Annotated in this window: 23 protein-coding genes; 14 read left to right on the top strand and 9 right to left on the bottom strand. The window is 73.4% G+C overall.

The genetic code is table 11. The features are described 5' to 3' along the window. Nucleotides 1-15: 15 nt before the first annotated feature. The 3 genes from ACFPGP_RS21730 to ACFPGP_RS21720 all read right to left on the bottom strand — a co-directional run bounded on the left by ACFPGP_RS21730 (nt 16) and on the right by ACFPGP_RS21720 (nt 1733). Nucleotides 16-315 (bottom strand): hypothetical protein, encoded by a 300-nt coding sequence (locus ACFPGP_RS21730; protein WP_378593346.1) that lies wholly within the window; start codon nt 313-315, stop codon nt 16-18. A 55-nt stretch (nt 316-370) separates the two neighbouring features. Next, nucleotides 371-985 carry a hypothetical protein gene (locus ACFPGP_RS21725; RefSeq protein ID WP_378593344.1) on the bottom strand — a complete coding sequence of 205 codons (615 nt, stop codon included), beginning with the start codon at nt 983-985 and terminating at the stop codon, nt 371-373. Between the two features lie 79 nt (nt 986-1064). After that, a complete protein-coding gene (locus tag ACFPGP_RS21720; protein WP_378593342.1) occupies nt 1065-1733 on the bottom strand; it encodes a TetR/AcrR family transcriptional regulator in 669 nt (222 codons plus the stop codon). A 120-nt stretch (nt 1734-1853) separates the two neighbouring features. On the opposite strand from ACFPGP_RS21720, the gene ACFPGP_RS21715 reads away from it, so the two are divergent. After that, on the top strand, nt 1854-2036 hold the full coding sequence (locus ACFPGP_RS21715) for a hypothetical protein (protein WP_378593339.1): 183 nt from the start codon (nt 1854-1856) through the stop codon (nt 2034-2036). 77 nt (nt 2037-2113) lie between these two features. Next, nucleotides 2114-2977 (top strand): acyl-CoA thioesterase, encoded by an 864-nt coding sequence (locus ACFPGP_RS21710; RefSeq protein ID WP_378593337.1) that lies wholly within the window; start codon nt 2114-2116, stop codon nt 2975-2977. Here the strand turns inward: ACFPGP_RS21710 and ACFPGP_RS21705 are convergent. Continuing rightward, entirely contained in the window at nt 2974-3435 is a 462-nt protein-coding gene (locus tag ACFPGP_RS21705) for a hypothetical protein (protein ID WP_378593335.1), read from the bottom strand. The two genes, ACFPGP_RS21710 and ACFPGP_RS21705, sit on opposite strands and share 4 nt — an antisense overlap. Nucleotides 3436-3479: 44 nt before the next feature. Further along, nucleotides 3480-3872 (bottom strand): globin, encoded by a 393-nt coding sequence (locus ACFPGP_RS21700; RefSeq protein WP_378593332.1) that lies wholly within the window; start codon nt 3870-3872, stop codon nt 3480-3482. Between the two features lie 111 nt (nt 3873-3983). On the opposite strand from ACFPGP_RS21700, the gene ACFPGP_RS21695 reads away from it, so the two are divergent. Further along, entirely contained in the window at nt 3984-4409 is a 426-nt protein-coding gene (locus ACFPGP_RS21695; RefSeq protein WP_378593330.1) for an OsmC family peroxiredoxin, read from the top strand. Between the two features lie 12 nt (nt 4410-4421). Here ACFPGP_RS21695 and ACFPGP_RS21690 read toward each other — a convergent pair whose 3' ends face one another. After that, the gene (locus ACFPGP_RS21690; RefSeq protein ID WP_378593328.1) at nt 4422-5474 is read right to left on the bottom strand and encodes a mechanosensitive ion channel family protein; all 1053 of its coding nucleotides are present in this window, start codon (nt 5472-5474) and stop codon (nt 4422-4424) included. 101 nt (nt 5475-5575) lie between these two features. Between ACFPGP_RS21690 and ACFPGP_RS21685 the strand changes: the two genes are divergently transcribed. Continuing rightward, nucleotides 5576-5947 carry a hypothetical protein gene (locus tag ACFPGP_RS21685; protein ID WP_378593326.1) on the top strand — a complete coding sequence of 124 codons (372 nt, stop codon included), beginning with the start codon at nt 5576-5578 and terminating at the stop codon, nt 5945-5947. Beyond that, the gene (locus tag ACFPGP_RS21680) at nt 5934-6314 is read left to right on the top strand and encodes a DUF5130 family protein (RefSeq protein WP_378593324.1); all 381 of its coding nucleotides are present in this window, start codon (nt 5934-5936) and stop codon (nt 6312-6314) included. The genes ACFPGP_RS21685 and ACFPGP_RS21680 overlap by 14 nt, the downstream gene beginning before the upstream one ends. A gap of 62 nt (nt 6315-6376) precedes the next feature. On the opposite strand, the gene pepN is transcribed toward ACFPGP_RS21680, so the two are convergent. Continuing rightward, nucleotides 6377-8938 carry an aminopeptidase N gene (pepN, locus tag ACFPGP_RS21675; RefSeq protein ID WP_378593322.1) on the bottom strand — a complete coding sequence of 854 codons (2562 nt, stop codon included), beginning with the start codon at nt 8936-8938 and terminating at the stop codon, nt 6377-6379. A gap of 131 nt (nt 8939-9069) precedes the next feature. Here pepN and chrA point away from each other — a divergent pair, with 131 nt between their 5' ends. From chrA to ACFPGP_RS21655, 4 genes are all read left to right on the top strand, one after another. Beyond that, the gene (chrA, locus tag ACFPGP_RS21670; protein WP_378593320.1) at nt 9070-10443 is read left to right on the top strand and encodes a chromate efflux transporter; all 1374 of its coding nucleotides are present in this window, start codon (nt 9070-9072) and stop codon (nt 10441-10443) included. A 66-nt stretch (nt 10444-10509) separates the two neighbouring features. Continuing rightward, the gene (locus tag ACFPGP_RS21665; protein ID WP_378593318.1) at nt 10510-11115 is read left to right on the top strand and encodes a mycothiol-dependent nitroreductase Rv2466c family protein; all 606 of its coding nucleotides are present in this window, start codon (nt 10510-10512) and stop codon (nt 11113-11115) included. Nucleotides 11116-11173: 58 nt separating this feature from the next. After that, nucleotides 11174-12991 carry a methionine--tRNA ligase gene (metG, locus tag ACFPGP_RS21660; protein ID WP_378593316.1) on the top strand — a complete coding sequence of 606 codons (1818 nt, stop codon included), beginning with the start codon at nt 11174-11176 and terminating at the stop codon, nt 12989-12991. Next, entirely contained in the window at nt 12984-13745 is a 762-nt protein-coding gene (locus tag ACFPGP_RS21655) for a DUF3626 domain-containing protein (RefSeq protein ID WP_378593314.1), read from the top strand. The genes metG and ACFPGP_RS21655 overlap by 8 nt, the downstream gene beginning before the upstream one ends. On the opposite strand, the gene ACFPGP_RS21650 is transcribed toward ACFPGP_RS21655, so the two are convergent. Both ACFPGP_RS21650 and ACFPGP_RS21645 read right to left on the bottom strand, forming a co-directional pair. Beyond that, entirely contained in the window at nt 13727-14080 is a 354-nt protein-coding gene (locus ACFPGP_RS21650; protein ID WP_378593312.1) for a YrdB family protein, read from the bottom strand. The two genes, ACFPGP_RS21655 and ACFPGP_RS21650, sit on opposite strands and share 19 nt — an antisense overlap. Continuing rightward, nucleotides 14077-15612, bottom strand: a complete 1536-nt coding sequence (locus tag ACFPGP_RS21645) for an MFS transporter (protein ID WP_378593310.1) — start codon at nt 15610-15612, stop codon at nt 14077-14079. The genes ACFPGP_RS21650 and ACFPGP_RS21645 overlap by 4 nt, the downstream gene beginning before the upstream one ends. 134 nt (nt 15613-15746) lie before the next feature. Between ACFPGP_RS21645 and ACFPGP_RS21640 the strand changes: the two genes are divergently transcribed. The 5 genes from ACFPGP_RS21640 to ACFPGP_RS21620 are packed head-to-tail and all read left to right on the top strand — an operon-like array spanning nt 15747 to nt 19808. Beyond that, nucleotides 15747-16379 (top strand): TetR/AcrR family transcriptional regulator, encoded by a 633-nt coding sequence (locus ACFPGP_RS21640; protein WP_378593308.1) that lies wholly within the window; start codon nt 15747-15749, stop codon nt 16377-16379. After that, nucleotides 16379-17269: an alpha/beta hydrolase gene (locus ACFPGP_RS21635; RefSeq protein ID WP_378593306.1), complete on the top strand. Its 891-nt coding sequence runs from the start codon at nt 16379-16381 to the stop codon at nt 17267-17269. The genes ACFPGP_RS21640 and ACFPGP_RS21635 overlap by 1 nt, the downstream gene beginning before the upstream one ends. Before the next feature lie 13 nt (nt 17270-17282). After that, complete coding sequence (locus tag ACFPGP_RS21630; protein ID WP_378593304.1) at nt 17283-17792, top strand: ribose-5-phosphate isomerase; 510 nt, start codon at nt 17283-17285, stop codon at nt 17790-17792. Nucleotides 17793-17801: 9 nt separating this feature from the next. Next, nucleotides 17802-18656: an Fpg/Nei family DNA glycosylase gene (locus ACFPGP_RS21625; protein WP_378593302.1), complete on the top strand. Its 855-nt coding sequence runs from the start codon at nt 17802-17804 to the stop codon at nt 18654-18656. 54 nt (nt 18657-18710) lie between these two features. Beyond that, complete coding sequence (locus ACFPGP_RS21620; RefSeq protein ID WP_378593300.1) at nt 18711-19808, top strand: PP2C family protein-serine/threonine phosphatase; 1098 nt, start codon at nt 18711-18713, stop codon at nt 19806-19808. Nucleotides 19809-19840 lie beyond the last annotated feature (32 nt).

The following is a 19840-nucleotide window of genomic DNA, read 5'->3' as shown; positions in this document are numbered from 1 at the left end:
ACGCGTTTCCCCGCCTCAGGAGTAGCGGTGGCTCTTCTCGGCGTGGCCCTGCTCGCGCGTGCAGGTCTTGCCGCTGATGGCCCGGTGGCCGCAGAGCCCCTCGGTGGCCGCGGGCCCGGCGGTGGCCGCGGGCCCCTCGGCGGCCGCAGGCCCCTCGGTGGCCGCGGGCCCGGCGGCGGGTTCCGGCACCTCGGGAGCGCTCGGAGCCGGCCGGGCGGCCGGCCTGGGGGCGACGGCAGCTTTCTTGCCGGCGGCAGCGGTCGCCCGCTCGTAGCGTGCCTCGCGCATGGCGCGCAGGTTGTCCATCTTGCTCATCGTCGACTCACCTGCCGAGCGTAGGTCGGGGGACCCCGCGATCCCGGCAGGCGCGTCAGCCGAGGTCGACCCGGATCTCGTCGCCGAGGTGCGCGCCGCGCAGGAGCTCGAGCTCGTCGCCGGACCAGAAGCTGCCGGGGTCGTACCAGTTCGTGGGGCGCTCGCCGTCGAGCAGGCCCATCGCCTGGTAGGTGGCGGCCACGACCTCGGCGCAGTACGTCTCCTCGACCGGCGCCGGGCGACGGAGACGGCCGCGGGCCCAGCGGCCGGCCAGCGCGGCGGTGGCGGGGAAGGGCGTGCCGTCCAGCCGCGCGATCGTCGTCATCACGGCGTCCTCCATCTCGCGGGTCACCTCGGCGGAGAGCTGGCGCAGCCACGCCTGCTGCCCGTAGCGGTGGCCCCACTGCTCGACGGCGGCGCGGAGGTCGTGCAGCTGGACGCCGCGGTGGTGGCTGCCGGTCCACACGTCCACGAGGCCCTGCCCGAGCTCGGCGTGCCACATCAGCGGTGGCAGCTCGTCGAGCACGACCGCCATGCCGACGTGGTTGACCGGGCTGTTGGTCACCGTGCGGATAGCGTGGTCGGCGGCGGAGCGACCCCGGAAGAGCCAGAGGTCGCCGGTCCGGGTCAGGTCGACGGCCTGGTCGAGGGTCAGCACGGAATCGTCCACGGAAGGGATTCTCACCTCGTGAAGCTGTGGAAGGTGCTCGGCCTCGCCGGGCTGGCCGGCGTCGCCGCGACCGGCGCCGTCATCGCCCGCGACCAGCGCCGGCGCGCAGAGCTGACCCCGGACGAGGTCCGGGCCCGGCTGGTGCAGCGGGCCGAGGAGGCTCAGCGCGACCGGGCATCAGGAGGGCCAGCGACGTCGTGACGAAGTCCCGCCGCTCGGGGCGGGGCTTGAGCAGGGCGGCGAGCAGCACGCCGTCGAGTGCGGCCACCAGCATCTCGGCGTCCGGGGCCTGGTCCCGGGCGGTGCCACCGTGCCGGTCGGCCAGCACCGTGGCCACGGCGCCGTTCAGCTGGGCCCGGCTGGCGGCCAGCGACGTCCTGATCTGCGGGTCGCGCGCGGCCAGCAGCGTGACCTCGAGCCGGGCCAGCAGCAGGTCGGGCTGGTCGAGCCAGCGCAGGAACATCTGCGAGGTGAGCCGGACGGCTTCGTCGCCGCCGTCGCCGTCGCAGGTGCCCAGCTCCACGGCGAGCCCCTCGACGTCGGCGGTCGCCCGGGCCGCGACGTACGACGTGAGCTCGCCCAGCAGGGCCGCCCGGGTGCGCAGGTAGGCCGACGTGCTGCCCTCGGGGAGCCCGGCGCGGCGGTCGACGGCCCGGTGGGTGAGGCCGCGCAGCCCGGACTCGGCCGTCACGGCGACGGCGGCGTCGAGCAGCTCGCGACGACGCGGGCTGAGCGAGGCGAGGTCCACGGCGGTCTCCGTCGGTGCGTGTCGGTCGGGGCGGTGACTGCCACCACTGTCCCACGACTTGTCTGCGACCTTCTACAGATGTAGTGTCTGTTCTACAGACGTAGAAACAAGGAGCCCCCCATGACCTTCGAGCTGATGCCCCCCTTCATGCCGTTCGTCGTCGTCTTCTTCGCGGTCGCCCTGCTCGGCGCCGCGATCCTGACCGGCCTGGCGACCGCGGCCCTCGTGAGCAACCGCCGCCTGCGCGTGGCCCGCCAGGAGTCGATCCCCGCGTACTACGGCCGGATGGCCCACGGCCACTGAGCACCTCCCGGCAACCTCCCCGGCAACCCGACCGCGGCCCCTGACGGGGGTGGCGCCGCGTCTGGCAGAGTCGGCGCGTGCGCCACGTCTACGAGTGCCCCATGCGCTGGGCCGACCTGGACCTGCTCGGCCACGTCAACAACGTGGTGTACGTCGACTACCTCCAGGAGGCGCGCGTCGACATGCTGCGCGGCCACGGCCCGACGATGCCGTCGGGCGAGCTGGCCGAGGGCACGGTCGTGGTGCGGCACGCGGTCCACTACGAGGCGCCGCTGCCCTTCCGCTTCCGCCCGGTGACCATCGAGTGCTGGGTCACCGAGATCCGCGCCGCGTCGTTCACGATCGCCTACGAGGTCGTCCAGGACGTCGACGGCGAGCGTCGCGTCTACCTGCGCGCCTCGACCGTGCTCACGCCGTACGTCTTCTCGACCGAGCGTCCCCGCCGCATCCGTGACGAGGAGCGGGCCGTCCTCGAGACCTACCTCGAGCCCGCCGAGCGCACGCCGCGCACGCCGTGGACGACGCCCCGTCACGACGAGGTCGGGCACTACCCGGTGCACGTCCGCTTCTCCGACGTCGACGTCTACGGTCACGTCAACAACGTGAAGTACTTCGAGTTCTTCCAGGAGGCGCGGATCCTCTACACCGCGCGACTGTGGCGCGATGCCCCGCGCGAGCGGATCGCCACGGTGGTCGCCCAGACCGACGTCGACTACAAGATCCCGATCCTCTTCCGCCCCGAGCCGTACGACGGGTGGACTTGGCTCTCGCACGTCGGCCGGCGGTCGATGGTCGTCGAGTCGGAGATCTGCGACGGCGAGACCGTCCTGTCGCGCGCTCGCGTGGCGATGGTCTTCTTCGACCAGGAGACCCAGCGGGCGGTCGAGCCGCCCGAGGAGTACCGGCGCCCCCTGCTCGAGGCGCTCGGCACCTCCCGTTAGCGGTCGTCCCGACCCTGCTGCTGGCCGTGCTCGGGCCGCGCGTCGTGGTGGGCCGCCTGCATGTCGGCGATCGCCTGGTGCCGCGACTCGGGGGAGAGGTGACCGAAGGCCCAGCCGTGGCCGTGCTCCTGACCGGCCTTGCCGTGCTCCTGACCGGCCTTGCCGTGCTCCTGACCGGCCTTGCCGTCCTCGCGGTCGCTCTCGTCCGCGTCCGTGTCCACGTCCGCATCGTCGTCCGTGTCCGCGTCCTCGCCCTGGGCGCGCGCCTGCGCCGCGGTGGACTGCCCGAAGGCGGCGTGCTCGTCGACCGGGTGCCCGTTGACGTTGACCACGGTCGAGCCCGCAGTCCCGTGGCCGGCCTCGGGTCGGTCGTGCCCGGCCGCGGCAGCGGCGACGCCGCCGGCGGTCAGGGCGAGGGCGGCGGCGACGGCGACGGGGGTCCAGCGGGGGAGGCGCATGTCTCGATGGTGCGCGGTTTTACCCGCGCTGTCCCGCAGTTCGCTCAGCCCGCGGCAGGTGGCTCGTCGAAGGAGTTGACCATGAACTGCGCCGCGTGGGTCACGTAGTCCCAGAACTGCGCGTCCTGCTCGGGCGTCAGGTCGGCCGCGTCGAGCCCGGCGCGGAAGTGGGTGAGCCAGTGCTCCTTGGCCTCGGGGGTCACCGCGAACGGCGCGTGCCGCATGCGCAGCCGCGGGTGGCCGCGGGTGTCGGAGTAGGTCGTCGGACCGCCCCAGTACTGCACGAGGAAGAGCAGGAACCGCTCCTCGGCCGGGCCGAGGTCCTCCTCGGGGTAGAGCGGCCGCAGCACCTCGTCGGTCGCGACCCCCTCGTAGAACCTGCCCACGATCGTGCGGAAGGTCTCGAGGCCGCCGACCTCCTCGTAGAACGTGCTCACCCGGCCATTCTGCCGACCGCCCGATGACCGCCGGGCGGCGCCCCACCGGTGGGCGCGCGCGTGCGTGCAAGACTCGCGGGCGTCACCTGCCGTCGACGAAGGAGAGATTGCATGAGCACCACGCGCCACGCGAAGACCCGCTGGGAGGGCAGCCTCATGGACGGGGCGGGCCAGGTCACCTTGGACTCCTCCGGCATCGGGACGTACGACGTGTCGTGGCCGGCCCGTGCCGAGGAGCCGAACGGGAAGACCAGCCCCGAGGAGCTGATCGCGGCCGCGCACTCGGCGTGCTTCTCGATGGCCCTCTCGCACGCGCTGGCCGGCGCCGGCAACGCGCCCACCTCGCTCGACACCCGGGCCGAGGTCGACTTCACCCCGGGCACCGGCATCACCGCGATCCGGCTCAGCGTCGTCGGCGTGGTCGACGGCCTGACCGAGGAGCAGTTCGTCGAGGCCGCGGAGGGCGCCAAGGCCGGCTGCCCGGTCAGCCAGGCCCTCAGCGCCGTCCCGATCTCGCTGACCGCGTCGCTCGGCTGAGCCGGGCGTCGCTCAGCTGGTGGTCGCCGTCTTCGCGGCGGCGGCCACCTGCGGGGAGACCATGACCTTGGCCGGAGCGGGCACGTGGATGCCCTCGTAGTCGAAGCGCGCCTTGATCCGCACCCGCATCTCCCGGGCCACGGCCCACTGCTCCATCGGCGCGGTCTTCAGCGTCACGCGCACCGTGATCCCGTCGGGGGTCAGGCTCTCCACGCCCCAGACCTCGGGCTCCTCGATGATCAGGCCCTTGAAGTCGTCGTCCTCCCACAGGTCGTGCGCGACGTCCTGCAGCACCCCGCGGACCTTGACGAGGTCCTCGTCGTAGGCGACGACCACGTCGAGCACGGTGCGCGCCCAGTTCTGGCTCATGTTGCCCACGCGCACGATCTCGCCGTTGCGGACGTACCAGACGGTGCCGTTGACGTCGCGCAGCCGCGTCACGCGCAGGCTGACCGCTTCCACGGTGCCGCTGGCCTCACCGAGGTCGACCACGTCGCCGACGCCGTACTGGTCCTCGAAGATCATGAACGTGCCGGAGAGGAAGTCGCCCACCAGGCTCTGCGCGCCGAAGCCGAGCGCGATGCCGATGATGCCGGCGCTGGCGATGATGGGGCCGACGTCGATGCCGACCGTGGCCAGCACCATCGTGATCACGATCGCGAGCACGACGCCGGTCACGATGCTCTTGAGCAGGCTGCCCATCGCCTGGGCGCGCTGCACGCGGCGGGTGGCGGTGGCCAGGTCGCGCGGCGGCGCAGTGTCCGAGGACCTGCTGTGACCCAGGGACACCCGGCCGACCCGGTCGGGCAGGACGCCCTTCTCGGCCTTGCTGACCAGCCGGTCGATCATGCGGTGCAGCACCAGGCGCAGCACGAAGCCGACGACGAGGACGATGAGGATCGCCGTGCCGCCGCCGACGACGTGGTCGGTGAACTCCGAGACCGTCTGGTTGCCCCACCAGGCGTAGGTCTGGTCGCACACCCACCCCTGGTCGGCGCAGGGCTCGTCGGCGCTGGGCACCAGGGCGGCGGCGGAGAGCAGGGACGTGATCGGGGGGAACCACATGGGCCCCAGTATGTACAGGCCACCGGGGGCCCTTTCCAGTCGACCGTCCAGCCGACCCCGCCGGGTGTGACCCGACCCTCGCGCACCGATATCCTCCTCCCGTGACCCCGCACCCCACGCCGTCCCCGTCCGGTCGTCGTGCGCGGCTGGCCCGTCCGGCCGCCGTGCTGACCGGCGCCCTGCTCGTCCCGGTGCTCGCCGCCGGTCCGGCCTCGGCAGCGGTCCCGGAGGGGTGGGGCGACCCGCTGCCGCCGATCGACGACCTGGAGGCGATCCTGATCTTCATCGGGATCCCGGTGCTGCTCTTCGTGCTGATCGCGGCGGCCGTCTACGTGCCGGCCGTGGTGCGCGGCGAGCGCATCAACCCCAACCCGCAGGCCGACAGCGAGTGGTTCGGCGGCCCGCGCAGCGACCACGAGCTCGAGTCCGGCGCAGCGCCCGAGGGAACAGGCGGGGCCAGTGCCCGCTGGTGAGTTCAGCGCCGCCGAGCGCTACGAGATCGACCGCACGATCCGCGCCGCCGAGCAGTCCTGCCGCTTCGAGTTCTCGGTCTTCGTCGGTCACGCCGAGGGCGACCCCCACGGCTACGCGACGCGGCTGCACGCCAGCCTGGTCGCGCCCGCGCGCAGCGTCCTGGTGCTCGTCGACCCGGGCGCCCGCGCGATCGAGGTGGTCACCGGCGCCGAGGTGCGCCGCCACCTGAGCGACGTCGAGGTCGAGCACGGCGTGCTGAACATGCGCTCCGACTTCGCCGGGGGCGACCTCGTCGGTGGCCTCAAGCGCGCCATCACCTACCTCGCCGAGCACGCCCGCGCGCCCCAGACCCTCCACGCCGAGTGACGAGCCCGAGATCACGCTGACCCGCCGTTGACCAAACGGCGGGTCAGCGTGATCTCGCGGGTCTAGCGGGCGTCGCGCGCCTGCGCCGCCAGCGCGCGTGCCACGTCGGCGCGGCCCTCGCGCACGTAGCGCTTGGCGGCCGGGTTCGCCGAGCTCGACTCGAGCCACACGTCCACGCGGTCGAGCAGCTCCTGCGAGGCCAGCGGGCGGGGGAAGATGTACTCCAGCGCGGTCGAGGCGCGCTGGGTGCCCTTCTCCTCCCACATGGTGTCGGCCGCGGCGAGGTACTTCTCGACGTACGGCGCGAGCACCTCCTCCTGGCCGTGGCACTGGAAGGCGAGCACGACGGAGCGCTGTGTCTCGTTGGGCACGTCGTCGCGCACCATGGCGATCTCCCACGCGTCGGCCTTGGCCTCGGCGGTCGGGCGCGAGGCCCGGGCGGCCGCGGCGTGCTCCTGGCCCGAGATGGTGTTGTCGCGGTCGAGCTCGGCGTCGATCCGCGCGTCGTCGGCGCGGCCCGCGCGGGCCAGCGACGTCAGCAGCGCCCAGCGCAGGTCGGTGTCGACCGCGAGGCCCTCGAACGACAGCGTGCCCTCGAGCAGCGCGTCGAGCTCGCCGAGCGCGTCGTCGCTGTGCGCCGCCGCGGCGTACGCACGGGCGAAGGTGAGCTGGTGGTCGCTGCCGGGCTCGGCGTCGGCCAGCAGCTTGCGCAGGCCCTGCTCCCAGGTCGTCCGCAGCGAGGCCCGGTTGCCCGGGGCGGAGAACGTGTTGACCGCCTGCGCGCCGTACGCCGGGACCCGGCTCACGCCGAAGGCGTCGGTCTCGGTGCCGATGTTGCCGAGCACCAGCGTCGCGAAGTCGGTCGCGCTCATCTCGGCGTCGCGGGTCATGTCCCACGCGGCGCCCCAGCACAGCGCGCGGGCGAGGGAGTCCTCGAGCCGCGAGAGCCCGTTGACGACGGTGGCCAGCGACCGCTCGTCGAGGCGGATCTTGGCGTAGGTCAGGTCGCCGTCGTTGAGCAGCAGCAGGTCGGGCTGCTTCTCGCCCACGAGGGCGGGGACGTCGGTGAGCTCGCCGGCCACGTCGGTCTCGACCGACGACCGGCGGACCAGCCGCACGTCGCCGTCGGCGTTGGGGACGGCGTCGTACAGGCCGACGCCGATGCGGTGCCGGCGCAGCGTCGGGTAGTCCTCGGCCGCGGACTGCCGGACGCTGAACGATGCGTAGGTGCCGTCCTCGGCGAGCTCGAACTCCGGGGACAGGGTGTTCACCCCGGAGGTCTGCAGCCACTCGGCCGCCCAGCTCTCGAGCTCACGCCCCGAGGAGCGCTCGAGCGCGGCGAGCAGGTCGGCGAACTCGGAGTTGGCGTACTCGAAGTCGCGGAAGTACTGCCGCAGGCCGGCGAGGAAGTTGTCGAGGCCGACCCACGCGACGAGCTGCTTGAGCACCGAGGCGCCCTTGGCATAGGTGATGCCGTCGAAGTTCACCTCGACCGCGCGCAGGTCGACGTTGTCGGCCGCGATCGGGTGGGTGCTCGGCAGCTGGTCCTGGCGCAGCGCCCAGTTCTTGCGGGCGTTGGTGAAGCCGGTCCACGACTCGTCGAACTCGGTCGCCTCGACGGCCGCGTGGTAGCAGGCCCACTCGGCGAAGGACTCATTGAGCCAGAGGTCGTCCCACCACCTCATGGTCACGAGGTCGCCGAACCACATGTGCGCCATCTCGTGGAGGATCACCTCGGCGCGGAACTCGTAGAACGAGCGGTCCTGGCGGCTGCGGGGGAGGTACTCGTCGCGGAAGGTCACGCACCCGGCGTTCTCCATCGCGCCCATGTTGTACTCCGGCACGTAGAGCTGGTCGTACTTGCCGAACGGGTAGGGGTAGTCGAAGGCGTCCTCGAAGAACTCGAAGCCCTGGCGGGTGATCGTGACCAGCTGCTCGACGTCGAGGTGCTCCACCAGCGACTGGCGGCAGTAGTGGCCCAGCGGGATGGTGCCGTGCTTGCCCTCGTAGGTGTCGAGGACCTCGTGGTACTCACCGGCGACCAGTGCGGTGATGTAGGTCGACATCGGCTTGGTGGCAGGGAAGCGCCAGACCGCCACCCCCTCGTCGCCGAGCGGCTCGGGCTGCGGCGTGGGGGCGTTGGAGACGACCTTCCAGGTCGCGGGCGCGGTGACCACGAAGGTGAACGGCGCCTTGAGGTCGGGCTGCTCGAAGGTCGTGTACATCCGGCGGGCGTCGGGCACCTCGAACTGCGAGTAGAGGTAGACGCGGTCGTCGGCGGGGTCGACGAAGCGGTGCAGGCCCTCGCCGGTGCGGGAGTAGGTGCAGTCGGCGCGGACGACGAGCTCGTTCTCGGCCGCGAGGTCGGGCAGCGCGATCCGCGAGTCGGCGTACGACGTGGCGGGGTCGAGGGGGCGTCCGTTCAGCGTGATCTCGTGCACAGTCGCGTCGACCAGGTCGGCCCAGCTCTGGGCTCCCGGCTCGGCGCAGCTGAAGCGCAGCGTGGTCGTCGACCCGAAGGTGGTGGGTCCGGTCGTGAGGTCCAGCTCGATGGTGTACGAGTGGACGTCGAGGAGGGCGGCACGCGCGGCAGCCTCGTCCCTCGTGAGGTTCTTCCCGGGCATGGCAGGCATCCTCGCACCAGGCCGGGTGCCCGCCGCAATCGGGAATGGCCCCCGTCACCGGATCGAGACCTTGCCGCGCAACGCGCCCCCGGGCCGCTGTGTCGACCGAGCCGATGGACATACTGGTGACCGTGCCCGACGCCCCGGAAGGTGAGGAGCTCCGCCATCTCGTCCCCCTGCGGGAGGCGACGAAGGCGTGGTTCCTGATCTCCCTGCAGACCTTCGGCGGGCCCGCCGGCCAGATCGCGGTCATGCAGCGAACGCTCGTCGACGAGCGCCGCTGGATCGGCGAGCGACGGTTCCTCCACGCGTTGAGCTACTGCATGCTGCTGCCCGGTCCGGAGGCCCAGCAGCTGGCCGTGTACACCGGCTGGCTGCTCAACGGCGGGATCGGCGGGGTGGTCGCGGGTGTGCTGTTCGTGCTGCCCGGGCTCCTCGCGATGCTCGCGCTGTCGTGGCTGTACGTCGCGCACGGCGACACCACGCTCGTCACCGGGTTGTTCCTCGGGCTGTCGCCGGCCGTGGTGGCGATCGTCGTGCAGGCGGTGGTGCGGGTGGGCCGCCGCGCCCTCGGGCACGCGGCGATGGTCGGGCTCGCCGCGGCGGCGTTCGTGGCGCTGGCGCTGCTGCACGTGCCGTTCCCTCTCGTCGTGGTCGCCGCCGGGATCGCGGGCTGGGTGCTCGGCCGGCGCTGGCCCGCGACGACCGCCGCCCCCCCGCCCGTCGACGACGGCGGGCCATCGCCCGTCGTACCGGACGACGCCCTGCACCACGCCACGCCGTCGTGGCGCCGCAACACGCTCGTCCTCGGTGTCGGGCTGGTGCTGTGGACGGCGCCCGTCGTGCTGGCGTGGGTGCTGGCCGGCGGGCAGCGCACCGTGCTCGTCGACCAGGGGCTCTTCTTCGGCGGCATGGCGCTGGTGACCTTCGGCGGCGCCTACGCCGTGCTGACCTACGTGGCGCAGGCGGCGGTGCAGACCTACGGCTGGGTGACCGCCAGCGAGATGGTCAAGGGGCTCGGCCTCGCCGAGACCACGCCCGGCCCGCTGATCATGGTCGTGCAGTTCGTGGCGTTCCTCGGCGCCTACCGCGACCCCGGCGGCCTCGACCCGTGGGTGGCGGCCGTGCTGGCCTCGCTGCTGACGGTCTGGGTCACCTTCGTGCCGTGCTTCCTCTTCATCTTCCTGGGGGCGCCGTACGTCGAGCGGCTGCGCGGCAGCGCCACGATCGCGTCCGCGCTCTCCGGCGTGACGGCGGCCGTGGTCGGGGTGATCGCCAACCTCGCGCTCTACTTCGCGATCCACACGCTGTTCTCCTCGACCGCGACCCGCAGCCTCGGGCCGTTGCACGTCGACCTCCCGGTGTGGTCGTCGTACGTCTGGCAGGCGTGGCTCATCGCGGTGGTGGCCGCGGTCCTGCTGCTGGGGCGCGGCTGGTCGGTCCTGCGCACCCTCGGGCTGTCCGCGCTGCTGGGGCTCGCCCTGACGGTGCTCGCTCCCGTGTGACCTTTCTCGCCCCGTGGTGTGGAGGGGACCCCGTTCGGCCCGGGGCCCCCCGGGTAGAGGACCTGCATGGCAGCCACCACCGCGGACTTCTGGTTCGACCCCACGTGCCCCTTCGCCTGGATCACCTCGCGCTGGATGCTCGAGGTGGAGCGGATCCGTGACGTGCGCACCACCTGGCACGTCATGTCGCTCGCCGTGCTGAACGAGGACCGCGACATCCCCGACGACTACCGACGGCGGCTCGCCGACGCGTGGGGCCCGGTGCGCGTGCTGGTCGCCACGGAGCAGCAGCACGGCAACGAGGCGCTGCTCCCGCTCTACACCGCGCTCGGCAACCGGATCCACCGCGAGCAGCGCGACCTCGACCGCACGCTCGTCGAGGAGGCCCTGGCCGAGGCCGGGCTGCCGACCTCGCTGGCCGACGCGAAGGGCTCGACGGACTACGACGAGGACGTCCGCAAGTCCCACCAGGGTGCGGTCGACCTCGTCGGTGACGACGTGGGCACGCCGACGATCAGCTTCGAGGGGACGGCATTCTTCGGGCCGGTGCTCACCTCGATCCCGCGCGGTGAGGACGCCGGCCGCGTCTGGGACGGTGCGCTCGCCCTCGCGTCGTTCCCCCACTTCTTCGAGCTGAAGCGCAGCCGCACCGCCGAGCTCGACTTCGGCTGAGGGGCGAGAGGGGGAACTGCGTCGCGGCCGCGGACGGACCCTCCCTAGGATCCCTCCCATGAGTCATGTCCTGTCCGCCGTCGCCTGGCCGTACGCCAACGGCCCGCGCCACATCGGCCACGTGGCCGGTTTCGGCGTGCCCTCCGACGTCTTCAGCAGGTACATGCGGATGGCCGGCCACGACGTCCTGATGGTCTCGGGCACTGACGAGCACGGCACCCCGATCCTCGTCGCCGCGGACAAGGAGGGCGTCACCGCCCGCGAGCTGGCGGACAAGAACAACGCGGTCATCGTCCAGGACCTCGTCGACCTCGGCCTGTCCTACGACCTCTTCACCCGCACCACGACGGGCAACCACTACCAGGTGGTGCAGGAGATGTTCCGCACCGTGCGGCGCAACGGCTACATGGTCGAGCAGACGACCCAGGGCGCGATCAGCCCCTCGACCGGCCGCACCCTGCCGGACCGCTACATCGAGGGGACCTGCCCGATCTGCGGGTACGGCGAGGCGCGCGGCGACCAGTGCGACAACTGCGGCAACCAGCTCGACGCCACCGACCTCATCGACCCGCGGTCGAAGATCAACGGCGAGACCCCGGACTTCATCGAGACCCAGCACTGGTTCCTCGACCTCCCCGCGCTGGCCGACGCCCTCGGCGAGTGGCTCGACGGGCGTGAGGCCTCCGGCACCTGGCGGCCCAACGTCATCAAGTTCTCCCAGAACATCCTCGAGGAGATCCGCCCCCGGGCGATGACGCGCGACATCGACTGGGGCATCCCCGTGCCCGGCTGGGAGGACCAGCCGACCAAGCGCCTCTACGTGTGGTTCGACGCCGTCATCGGCTACCTCTCCGCATCGATCGAGTGGGCGCGGCGCCTCGGCGAGCCCGAGCGCTGGCGCGACTGGTGGAACGACCCGGAGGCCGTGTCCTACTACTTCATGGGCAAGGACAACATCGTCTTCCACAGCCAGATCTGGCCCGCGGAGCTGCTGGCGTACGACGGTCGCGGCGCGCGAGGCGGCGAGCCCGGCGTCTACGGCGAGCTCAACCTGCCGACCGAGGTCGTCTCCTCGGAGTTCCTCACCATGGGCGACCAGCAGTTCTCCTCCAGCCGGGGGCACGTCATCTACGTCGGCGACTTCCTGGCCCGCTACGGCCCGGACGCCCTGCGCTACTACATCTGCGCGGCCGGCCCCGAGACCTCCGACGCGGCGTTCACGTGGGCCGACTTCGTGACCCGCAACAACTCCGAGCTGGTCGCCGGCTGGGGCAACCTCGTCAACCGCACCGCCACGATGGTCGCGAAGAGCTTCGGCGAGGTCCCGGCCGCCGGCCCGCTCGAGCCGGTCGACGAGGCCGTCCTGGCTGCGGTCCGCGCTGGCTTCGGCACGGTGGGCGACCTCATCGGCCGGCACCGGCTCAGGGCCGCGATCGCCGAGGCGATGCGCGTGGTCGGGGAGGTGAACAAGTACCTGACCGTCACCGAGCCCTACAAGATGAAGGACGAGTCGCAGCGCGAGCGGCTCGGCACCGTGCTCCACGTCGCCGTCCAGTGCGTGCTCGACTGCAACACCCTGCTCTCGCCCTTCCTGCCCCACTCCGCGAACAAGGTGTGGACGACGTTCGGCGGCAAGGGCGAGTGGATGCCGATGCCGCGCATCGAGCAGGTCGAGGAGCTCGACCCCGACCAGGGGGCCGGGGCGCCGTTCTACCCCGTGATCACCGGCGACTACGCCGGGACGCCCGCATGGGCGTCCCGTCCGGTCGACGTGGGCGCCCCGGTCGCGAAGCCCGTGCCGATCTTCACCAAGCTCGACGCATCCGTCGTCGACGAGGAGCTCGCGCGCTTCGCCGGCGGACCGGCGGGTGCCTGAGCACCGCGTCGCGCTGCACTTCCACCCCGACTGGCCGTTCCGCGGCCGGCTGGTGGTGGAGGCGCTCGCCGGCGACGGCCGCTACGTCTCGCAGTTCGTGACCGGCACGTCCAACGGTGGGCTGACGGCGTACGAGGGCGGCGACCGCTGGCGCTGGGAGAGCCGGATCTTCGGCGGTCGCTACGACGACGCCGAGCCCGCCGACCGGCCGGTGTACGGCGCGCTGCTCCTCGGCGACCCGCCCGACCCGTACGGCGCGTCGGTGCGGTTCGGCTCCGCCCACCTGCGGCTGCGCCCCGAGGTCACCGCACGGTCGACCTTCTGCTGGCCCGACTCGGTCTTCGAGCCGACCGAGGTCGGCGGGCCGGACCGGGCGGCCGAGCTGGCCGCCCTGTGCGCCGGCTCCCCGGCAGCCGACCCGCTCGACCACTACGTCGAGGCGCACGTGCACGGGGGAGTGCGGCTCGACGAGGACGTGGAGGCGCTGGTCCTCGACCCGTCGCACCGCGGCGGCCCGGTGGAGGAGGCCGCCGCGCGCCTCGGGTGCCCGGTCGAGTGGCACCCGGGCTTCCGGGTGGGGACCGCCGGGCTGCCCGAGGCCTACCGCGGGCCGGAGCCGCTCGCGCTGGCCCGCGCCCTGGGCCCGGTGCTGACGCCGCCCGTCGTGACTGCGGCGGCCCGCTCCGGTGAGCACGACCCGCAGACCGTCAAGCGGGTCTGGCACCTGCTCGCGCGCTACGGGCGCGCGGGCTGACCGCCCTCGTCGAGGACCGCACGCACCGACGGCAGCTGGGCGGCGCCGTTGACGACGACCGAGAACACCAGCAGTCCCACGCCCCAGCCGGTGTGGCCGGCGGCGACCAGGCCGAGCGAGGCCAGCCCGAAGACCAGCACCTTCACCAGCGGCCGCACCACCGGCCCGCCGTACGGGGCCCTCGGCGAGGCGAAGGTCCACCACACGGCGACCACGGCCAGCGGGGCGCCGGCGGCGAGCACCCACCCGCCGGCGTGCCACCCCCACACGCCGGCGGCTACGGCGGCGAGCACCTCGTCGAGGAAGACCAGGGCCAGCACGGTCCACGCGATCACGATGCCATCACGACGACATCATCCCGCGCGACGTCCTCGGTCGGCGACGGCGCGACGAAGCGACGTCCGGGCAGCGTGGCCACGGCGACGGCCGCGGCGGCGAGGCACAGCGCCCCGACCAGCAGGCAGCCGGCCGCCAGCCCCGACAGGAAGGCGTCCTGGGCGGCCGCCAGCAGTGCCGGGTCGCCGCCGGAGGCCGCGACGGCGGCGGCCACCGAGTCCTGGGCACTGTCGAGCACCCCGGAGGGCGCCGAGCCGAAGGCGCCGTCGGCGAGCTGCGCGGCGTACACCGAGGAGAACAGGGAGCCGACGACGGCGACGCCGAGGGTGCCCCCGAGCTCGCGCGTCGCGTCGTTCACCGCCGAGCCGACGCCCGCCCGGGCCGGCGGGAGCACGAGCATGATCGACTCCGTGGCAGGCGTCGAGACGAATCCGATGCCCAGCCCCATCAGCACCATCTGCGGCACGATCGAGGTCGCGTACGACGTGTCGACCTCGGCCGTGGAGACCCAGAGCATGGCCACGCCGAAGAGCACGAGCCCCGAGGTGACCATGGCGCGGGTCCCGAGGCGCGGGGCCAGGAGGCCGCCGAGCACCGAGGCGACCGCGATGCTCGCCGCGACCGGCAGGATGCGCACCCCGGTGTCGAGCGGGCCGAGGCCGCGCACCAGCTGGAAGTACTGGGTGATCAGGAAGACGAAGCCCGCCAGCGCGAAGAACGTGACCGTCACCGAGCCGCTCGCCGCGCTGAACCGGCGGTCGGCGAAGAGGCTGACGTCGATCATCGGGTGCGCCGCCCGGCGCTCGACCGTGACGAAGAGCGCCACCAGCAGCGCCGTCACCCCGAAGCCGATCACGGTCCAGGGCGAGGTCCACCCGCGCTCCGGAGCCTCGATCACCGTCAGGGTCAGCAGCGTGAGCATGGCGGTGGACACCGCGAGGCCGGGCCGGTCGACCGGCGGGGCGGCGGGGTCGCGCGACTCGGGGACCAGTGCGAACGCCATGACGGCGGCGAGGAGGGCCACGGGCGCCAGCGCCAGGAAGACGCTGTTCCAGGCGTGGTTCTCGAGCAGGACGCCGCCCACGACCGGGCCGAGGGCGACGCCGGCGCCGACCACGGCGCCCCACCCGCCCAGCGCGGCTGCGCGCTGGCGGCGGTCGGGGAAGGCGTTGGTGATGATCGACAGCGTCGTCGGGAACACCACCGCCGCGAAGACGCCCATGCCGATCCGGGCCGCGACCAGCGCGCCCGTCGAGTCGACCAGCCCACCGACCACGCTCGTCGCGGCGAAGCCGAGCAGGCCGAGCACCAGCGCCGGGCGCCTGCCGAAGCGGTCGGAGAGGCTGCCGGCCGCGAGCACCAGCGCGGCGAAGGCGAGGCTGTAGCCGTCCACGACCCACTGCAGGCCGCGGGTGCCCGCGTCGAGCTCGCGGGCGATCGAGGGGAGCGCGACGTTCACGATCGTCACGTCGAGGTTGAGCACGAGCGCGGCCACGTAGGTCGTGGCGAGGATGCCGGCCTTGCGGGACATGGAGGGACCTCCGGAGGGATGGCGATGCGGGTGGGGCGCGACCGGAGACAATGTGGACACCGTCAACATCGCGGTGCGACGAGTGAAGCACCCAATGTGGACACTGTCAACACTGGCTGGCTAGCATGGCCCCCGTGAGCGCCTACCACCACGGCAACCTCCGCGCTGCCCTCGTCGCCAGCGGGGTCGAGCTGGCCCGCACCGAGGGCGCGGACGGGCTGGTCCTGCGCGAGGTGGCGCGCCGTACGGGTGTCTCCCACAACGCCGCCTACCGCCACTTCGCCGACCGCGCCCAGCTCGAGGCTGCGGTCGCCCTCGCCGCGCTCGGCGAGCTCGGCCGGGCGATGACCGAGGCCCTGGCCGACCTGCCCGACGGTGAGCCGGAGGAGCAGGCGCGGAGCAGGCTGCGCCTGCTGGGCGCCGCCTACGTCCACTTCGCGCTGCGCGAGCCCGGGCTGTTCCGGATCGGCTTCTCCAGCACCGCGCACAAGGAGCCGATGGACACCGGCGACGTGCCGCCGGGCACCGATCCCTACAGCCTCCTGGGCGGCGCGCTCGACGACCTGGTGGCGACCGGCGCGATGCCGGAGGAGAACCGGCCCGGTGCCGAGACCGCCTGCTGGTCGGCGGTGCACGGCTTCGCCGAGCTCCACCTCGACGGCCCCCTGGCGCACGACCCCCCGGCCCAGCGCGAGGCCGACCTCGACCTGCTCCTGCGCGCCGTCGAGCGCGCCCTCACCTCGACCCCGACGGAGGTCGGCGCCTGATGGTCCTCTTCCCCGAGTCGGTGCGTGCCCTCGAGGCGGTCGCCGGTGCCCCTCCGGTCGCGGTCCCCGATGCGGAGGTGGCGGCGGTGCAGGAGCAGCGCCGCGCCCAGGCCGCCGCAGAGCCGCGCGAGGACGTCGCGGAGGTCCGCGACGTCGACGCCGACGGCGTCCGCTGCCGGCTCCACCGGCCGGCAGGTCACCGGCACGGCACCGTCGTGCACTGGCACGGCGGCGGGTTCGTCTACAACGACATCGACGTGCACGACGCGTCGGCACGGCGCCTGGCCAACCGCTCGGGGCTGGCGGTGCTCTCGGTCGGCTACCGCCGTCCTCCGGAGCACCCGTTCCCGGCAGCGGTGGACGACTCCGACGCCGTCCTCGCCTGGCTGGCCCGCGAGGGAGCGGGGGAGGGCCTCGCCGGCCCGCTCCTCGCCCACGGCGACTCGGCCGGCGGCAACCTCGCCCTGGTCGCCGCGCTGCGCCACCCGGGCCGGTTCGCCGCGGCGGCGCTGGTCTACCCCTTCCTCGACCCGGAGATGGCCTCGGAGTCGTGGCGCACCGAGACCCAGGGGTTCGGCACCGACGAGGGGCGCTGGTACTGGGAGCGGTACGCCGGGCCGGGCGGCGACCGCACGCACCCCGACCTCGCGCCGCTCCGGTCCGACCGGCTCGGCACCCTGCCGCCCACCCTGGTGACCACCGCCGAGCACGACCCGCTCCGCGACGAGGGCGAGCTCCTGGCCCGGCGCATCGCCGCGGCGGGCGGTGAGGTGGTCGCCACCCGCTACCTCGGTCAGCTGCACGGCTTCTGGCGCCACCCCTCCGCCTTCCCGGCCGCGGAGCCGCTCATGGAGCAGGTGGCCGCGTTCCTCCGCCGGCACGCCGGCTGACACAATCCGCCGCATGCGCGTGCACCTCGGCTGCGACCACGCCGGCCTCGACCTCAAGGACCACCTCGTCGCCTGGCTGGGCGAGCACGGCTACGAGCCCGTCGACCACGGCCCCTGGGAGTACAACGCCCTCGACGACTACCCCGTCTTCTGCCTGCGGGCGGCCGAGGCCGTGGCCGCCGAGCGGGCCGCGGGCAGCGACAGCCTCGGCATCGTGATCGGGGGGTCGGGCAACGGCGAGCAGATGGCCGCCAACAAGGTGGCCGGCGTCCGCGCCGCCCTGGTCTGGTCCGAGGAGACGGCGGTGCTCGCGCGCGAGCACAACGACGCGACCGTCATCGCCGTGGGCGGCCGGCTGCACCCGGTCGACGAGCTCACCCGGCTCGTCGAGGTCTTCCTCGCCACGCCGTTCAGCGGCGACGAGCGGCACGTGCGCCGGATCGGCATGCTCGCCGACTACGAGTCCACCGGTGACCTGCCGCCGCTGCCGGACTCCGCCCTCGGCCACAGCGACGAGGCCTGACCGCGCCCGATGCCCGAGGGGCACACGCTGCACCGGCTCGCCGGTGAGCTCACCACCACGTTCGGAGGCCGCCGCGTCGCCGTGAGCAGCCCGCAGGGACGGTTCGCGACCGAGGCGGCCGAGCTGGACGGCGAGGTGCTGCTCGGCGCCGAGGCGTGGGGCAAGCACCTGTTCGCCGCCTTCCCGGGGGAGCGCCACGTCCACGTCCACCTCGGGCTCTACGGCCGCTGCGACGTCCACCCCGCCGGGCCCGCCCGCGAGGTGCCGCTGCCCGTCGGCGAGGTCCGGCTGCGCCTGGTGGCGGACGGCGACCGCGGCCCGGCCTGGGCCGACCTCCGCGGGGCCACCACCTGTGCGCTGGTCACCACCGCCCAGCGCGACGCCGTCGTCGCCCGCACCGGTCCCGACCCGCTGCGTGCCGACGCCGACCCGGCGCGCGCGTGGGAGCGGGTGCGCCGCAGCCGGGCACCGATCGGCGGCCTGCTGATGCAGCAGGAGGTCCTGGCGGGCGTCGGCAACGTCTACCGCGCGGAGGTGCTCTTCCGGCACCGGATGCACCCGCTGCGCCCGGGCCGCACCCTGCGGTCCGGCCAGTTCCGCGCGTTGTGGGACGACCTGGTCGCGCTGATGGCCGAGGGGGTCCGCACGGGACGCATCGACACCGTCCGGCCCGAGCACACGCCCGAGGCGATGGGGCGCCCCCCGCGGGTCGACGACCACGGCGGGGAGGTCTACGTCTACCGGCGCGACGGGCAGCCGTGCCTGGTCTGCGGGTCGCTCGTGCGCACCGAGGAGCTGCTCGGACGCAACCTCTTCTGGTGCGCGCGGTGTCAGCCGCCCTTCCGCTCGCGCGCCGTACAGTGATCACACCGGTCCCTCGGAGCAGGGTCCCGTGAGAGGCCCAGTGAGGACACCCGCATGACCGTAGGCAACGCGCCGACGCGCGGCGCCCCGCCGCGGCCCCGACCCGAGCGCCGGCCGGCCCGACGGCACACCCCGCACGACGTCGTCCAGCTACGGCTGCTCGTCGTGGGGGCGCTGGTCCTGGCGGTGTGCGTCTACGCCTGGCCCGACAACGTCCCGCTGACCGCGCTGGTGCTGCCGATGCTGGTCGGAAGCCTGATCCTCAGCCCCCGGCACCTCCCGTGGTTCATCGTGTTCAACCTCGTGCTGGTCGTGCTCGCCCTGACCCAACAGGCGGAGATCACCGCCCGCGTGGGCGGCGCGGTGCTGGTGCTCTTCGTCGCCGGCTTCATCATCCTGCTCACCTCCTTCCGGCGCAGCCGCCTCGGCGTCGCCGGCAACCAGGGCGAGTCGATGCTGGTCGACCTGCGCGACCGGATCCTCGGCCAGGGCCGGATCCCCGAGCTCCCCGCGGGCTGGTACGCCGAGTCCGCCCTGCGCTCGGCGGGCGGCACGCCGTTCGCCGGCGACTTCATCGTCACCGCCCGCCCCCTGGGGGGCGACCGGCTCGAGATCGCCGTCGTCGACGTGTCGGGCAAGGGGGAGGGCGCCGGCACCCGGGCCCTGCTCATGTCGGGCGCGCTCGGCGGCCTGCTGGGGGCCCTGCCCCCCGAGCAGTTCCTGCCTGCCGCCAACGACTTCCTGCTCCGGCAGAACTGGGAGGAGGGCTTCGCGACCGCGATCCACCTCTCCCTCGACCTCGCCACCGGCGACTTCGAGCTGCGCAGCGCCGGGCACCCGCCGGCGGCGCAGCGCGCCGCGGGATCCGGCCGCTGGCTCGTCCACGCCCCCGACGGCCCCGCCCTGGGGCTGCTCCCGCACGTCGCGTTCGAGCGCGTCGCCGGCCGGCTCCACCACGGCGACGCGATGGTCCTCTACACCGACGGGCTGGTGGAGTCCCGCGGCCGCGACATCGCGCTGGGCATCGACCAGCTGCTGGGTGAGGCCGAGCACCTGCTCCGCGACGACGTGGAGGCCGTCGCGCGCCGGCTCGTCGACACCGTCGGCTCCCCGAACGACGACCGCGCGCTCCTGCTCGTCCACCGCCGCTGACCCGGCCCGGCGTACCTCGTGACCGGGGGCGC

The organism is Nocardioides taihuensis, assembly GCF_042657275.1.
GTDB lineage: Bacteria > Actinomycetota > Actinomycetes > Propionibacteriales > Nocardioidaceae > Nocardioides > Nocardioides taihuensis.
Note: the sequence above shows the minus strand (reverse complement) of the source record. Positions and strands in the feature narration are given on the sequence as shown.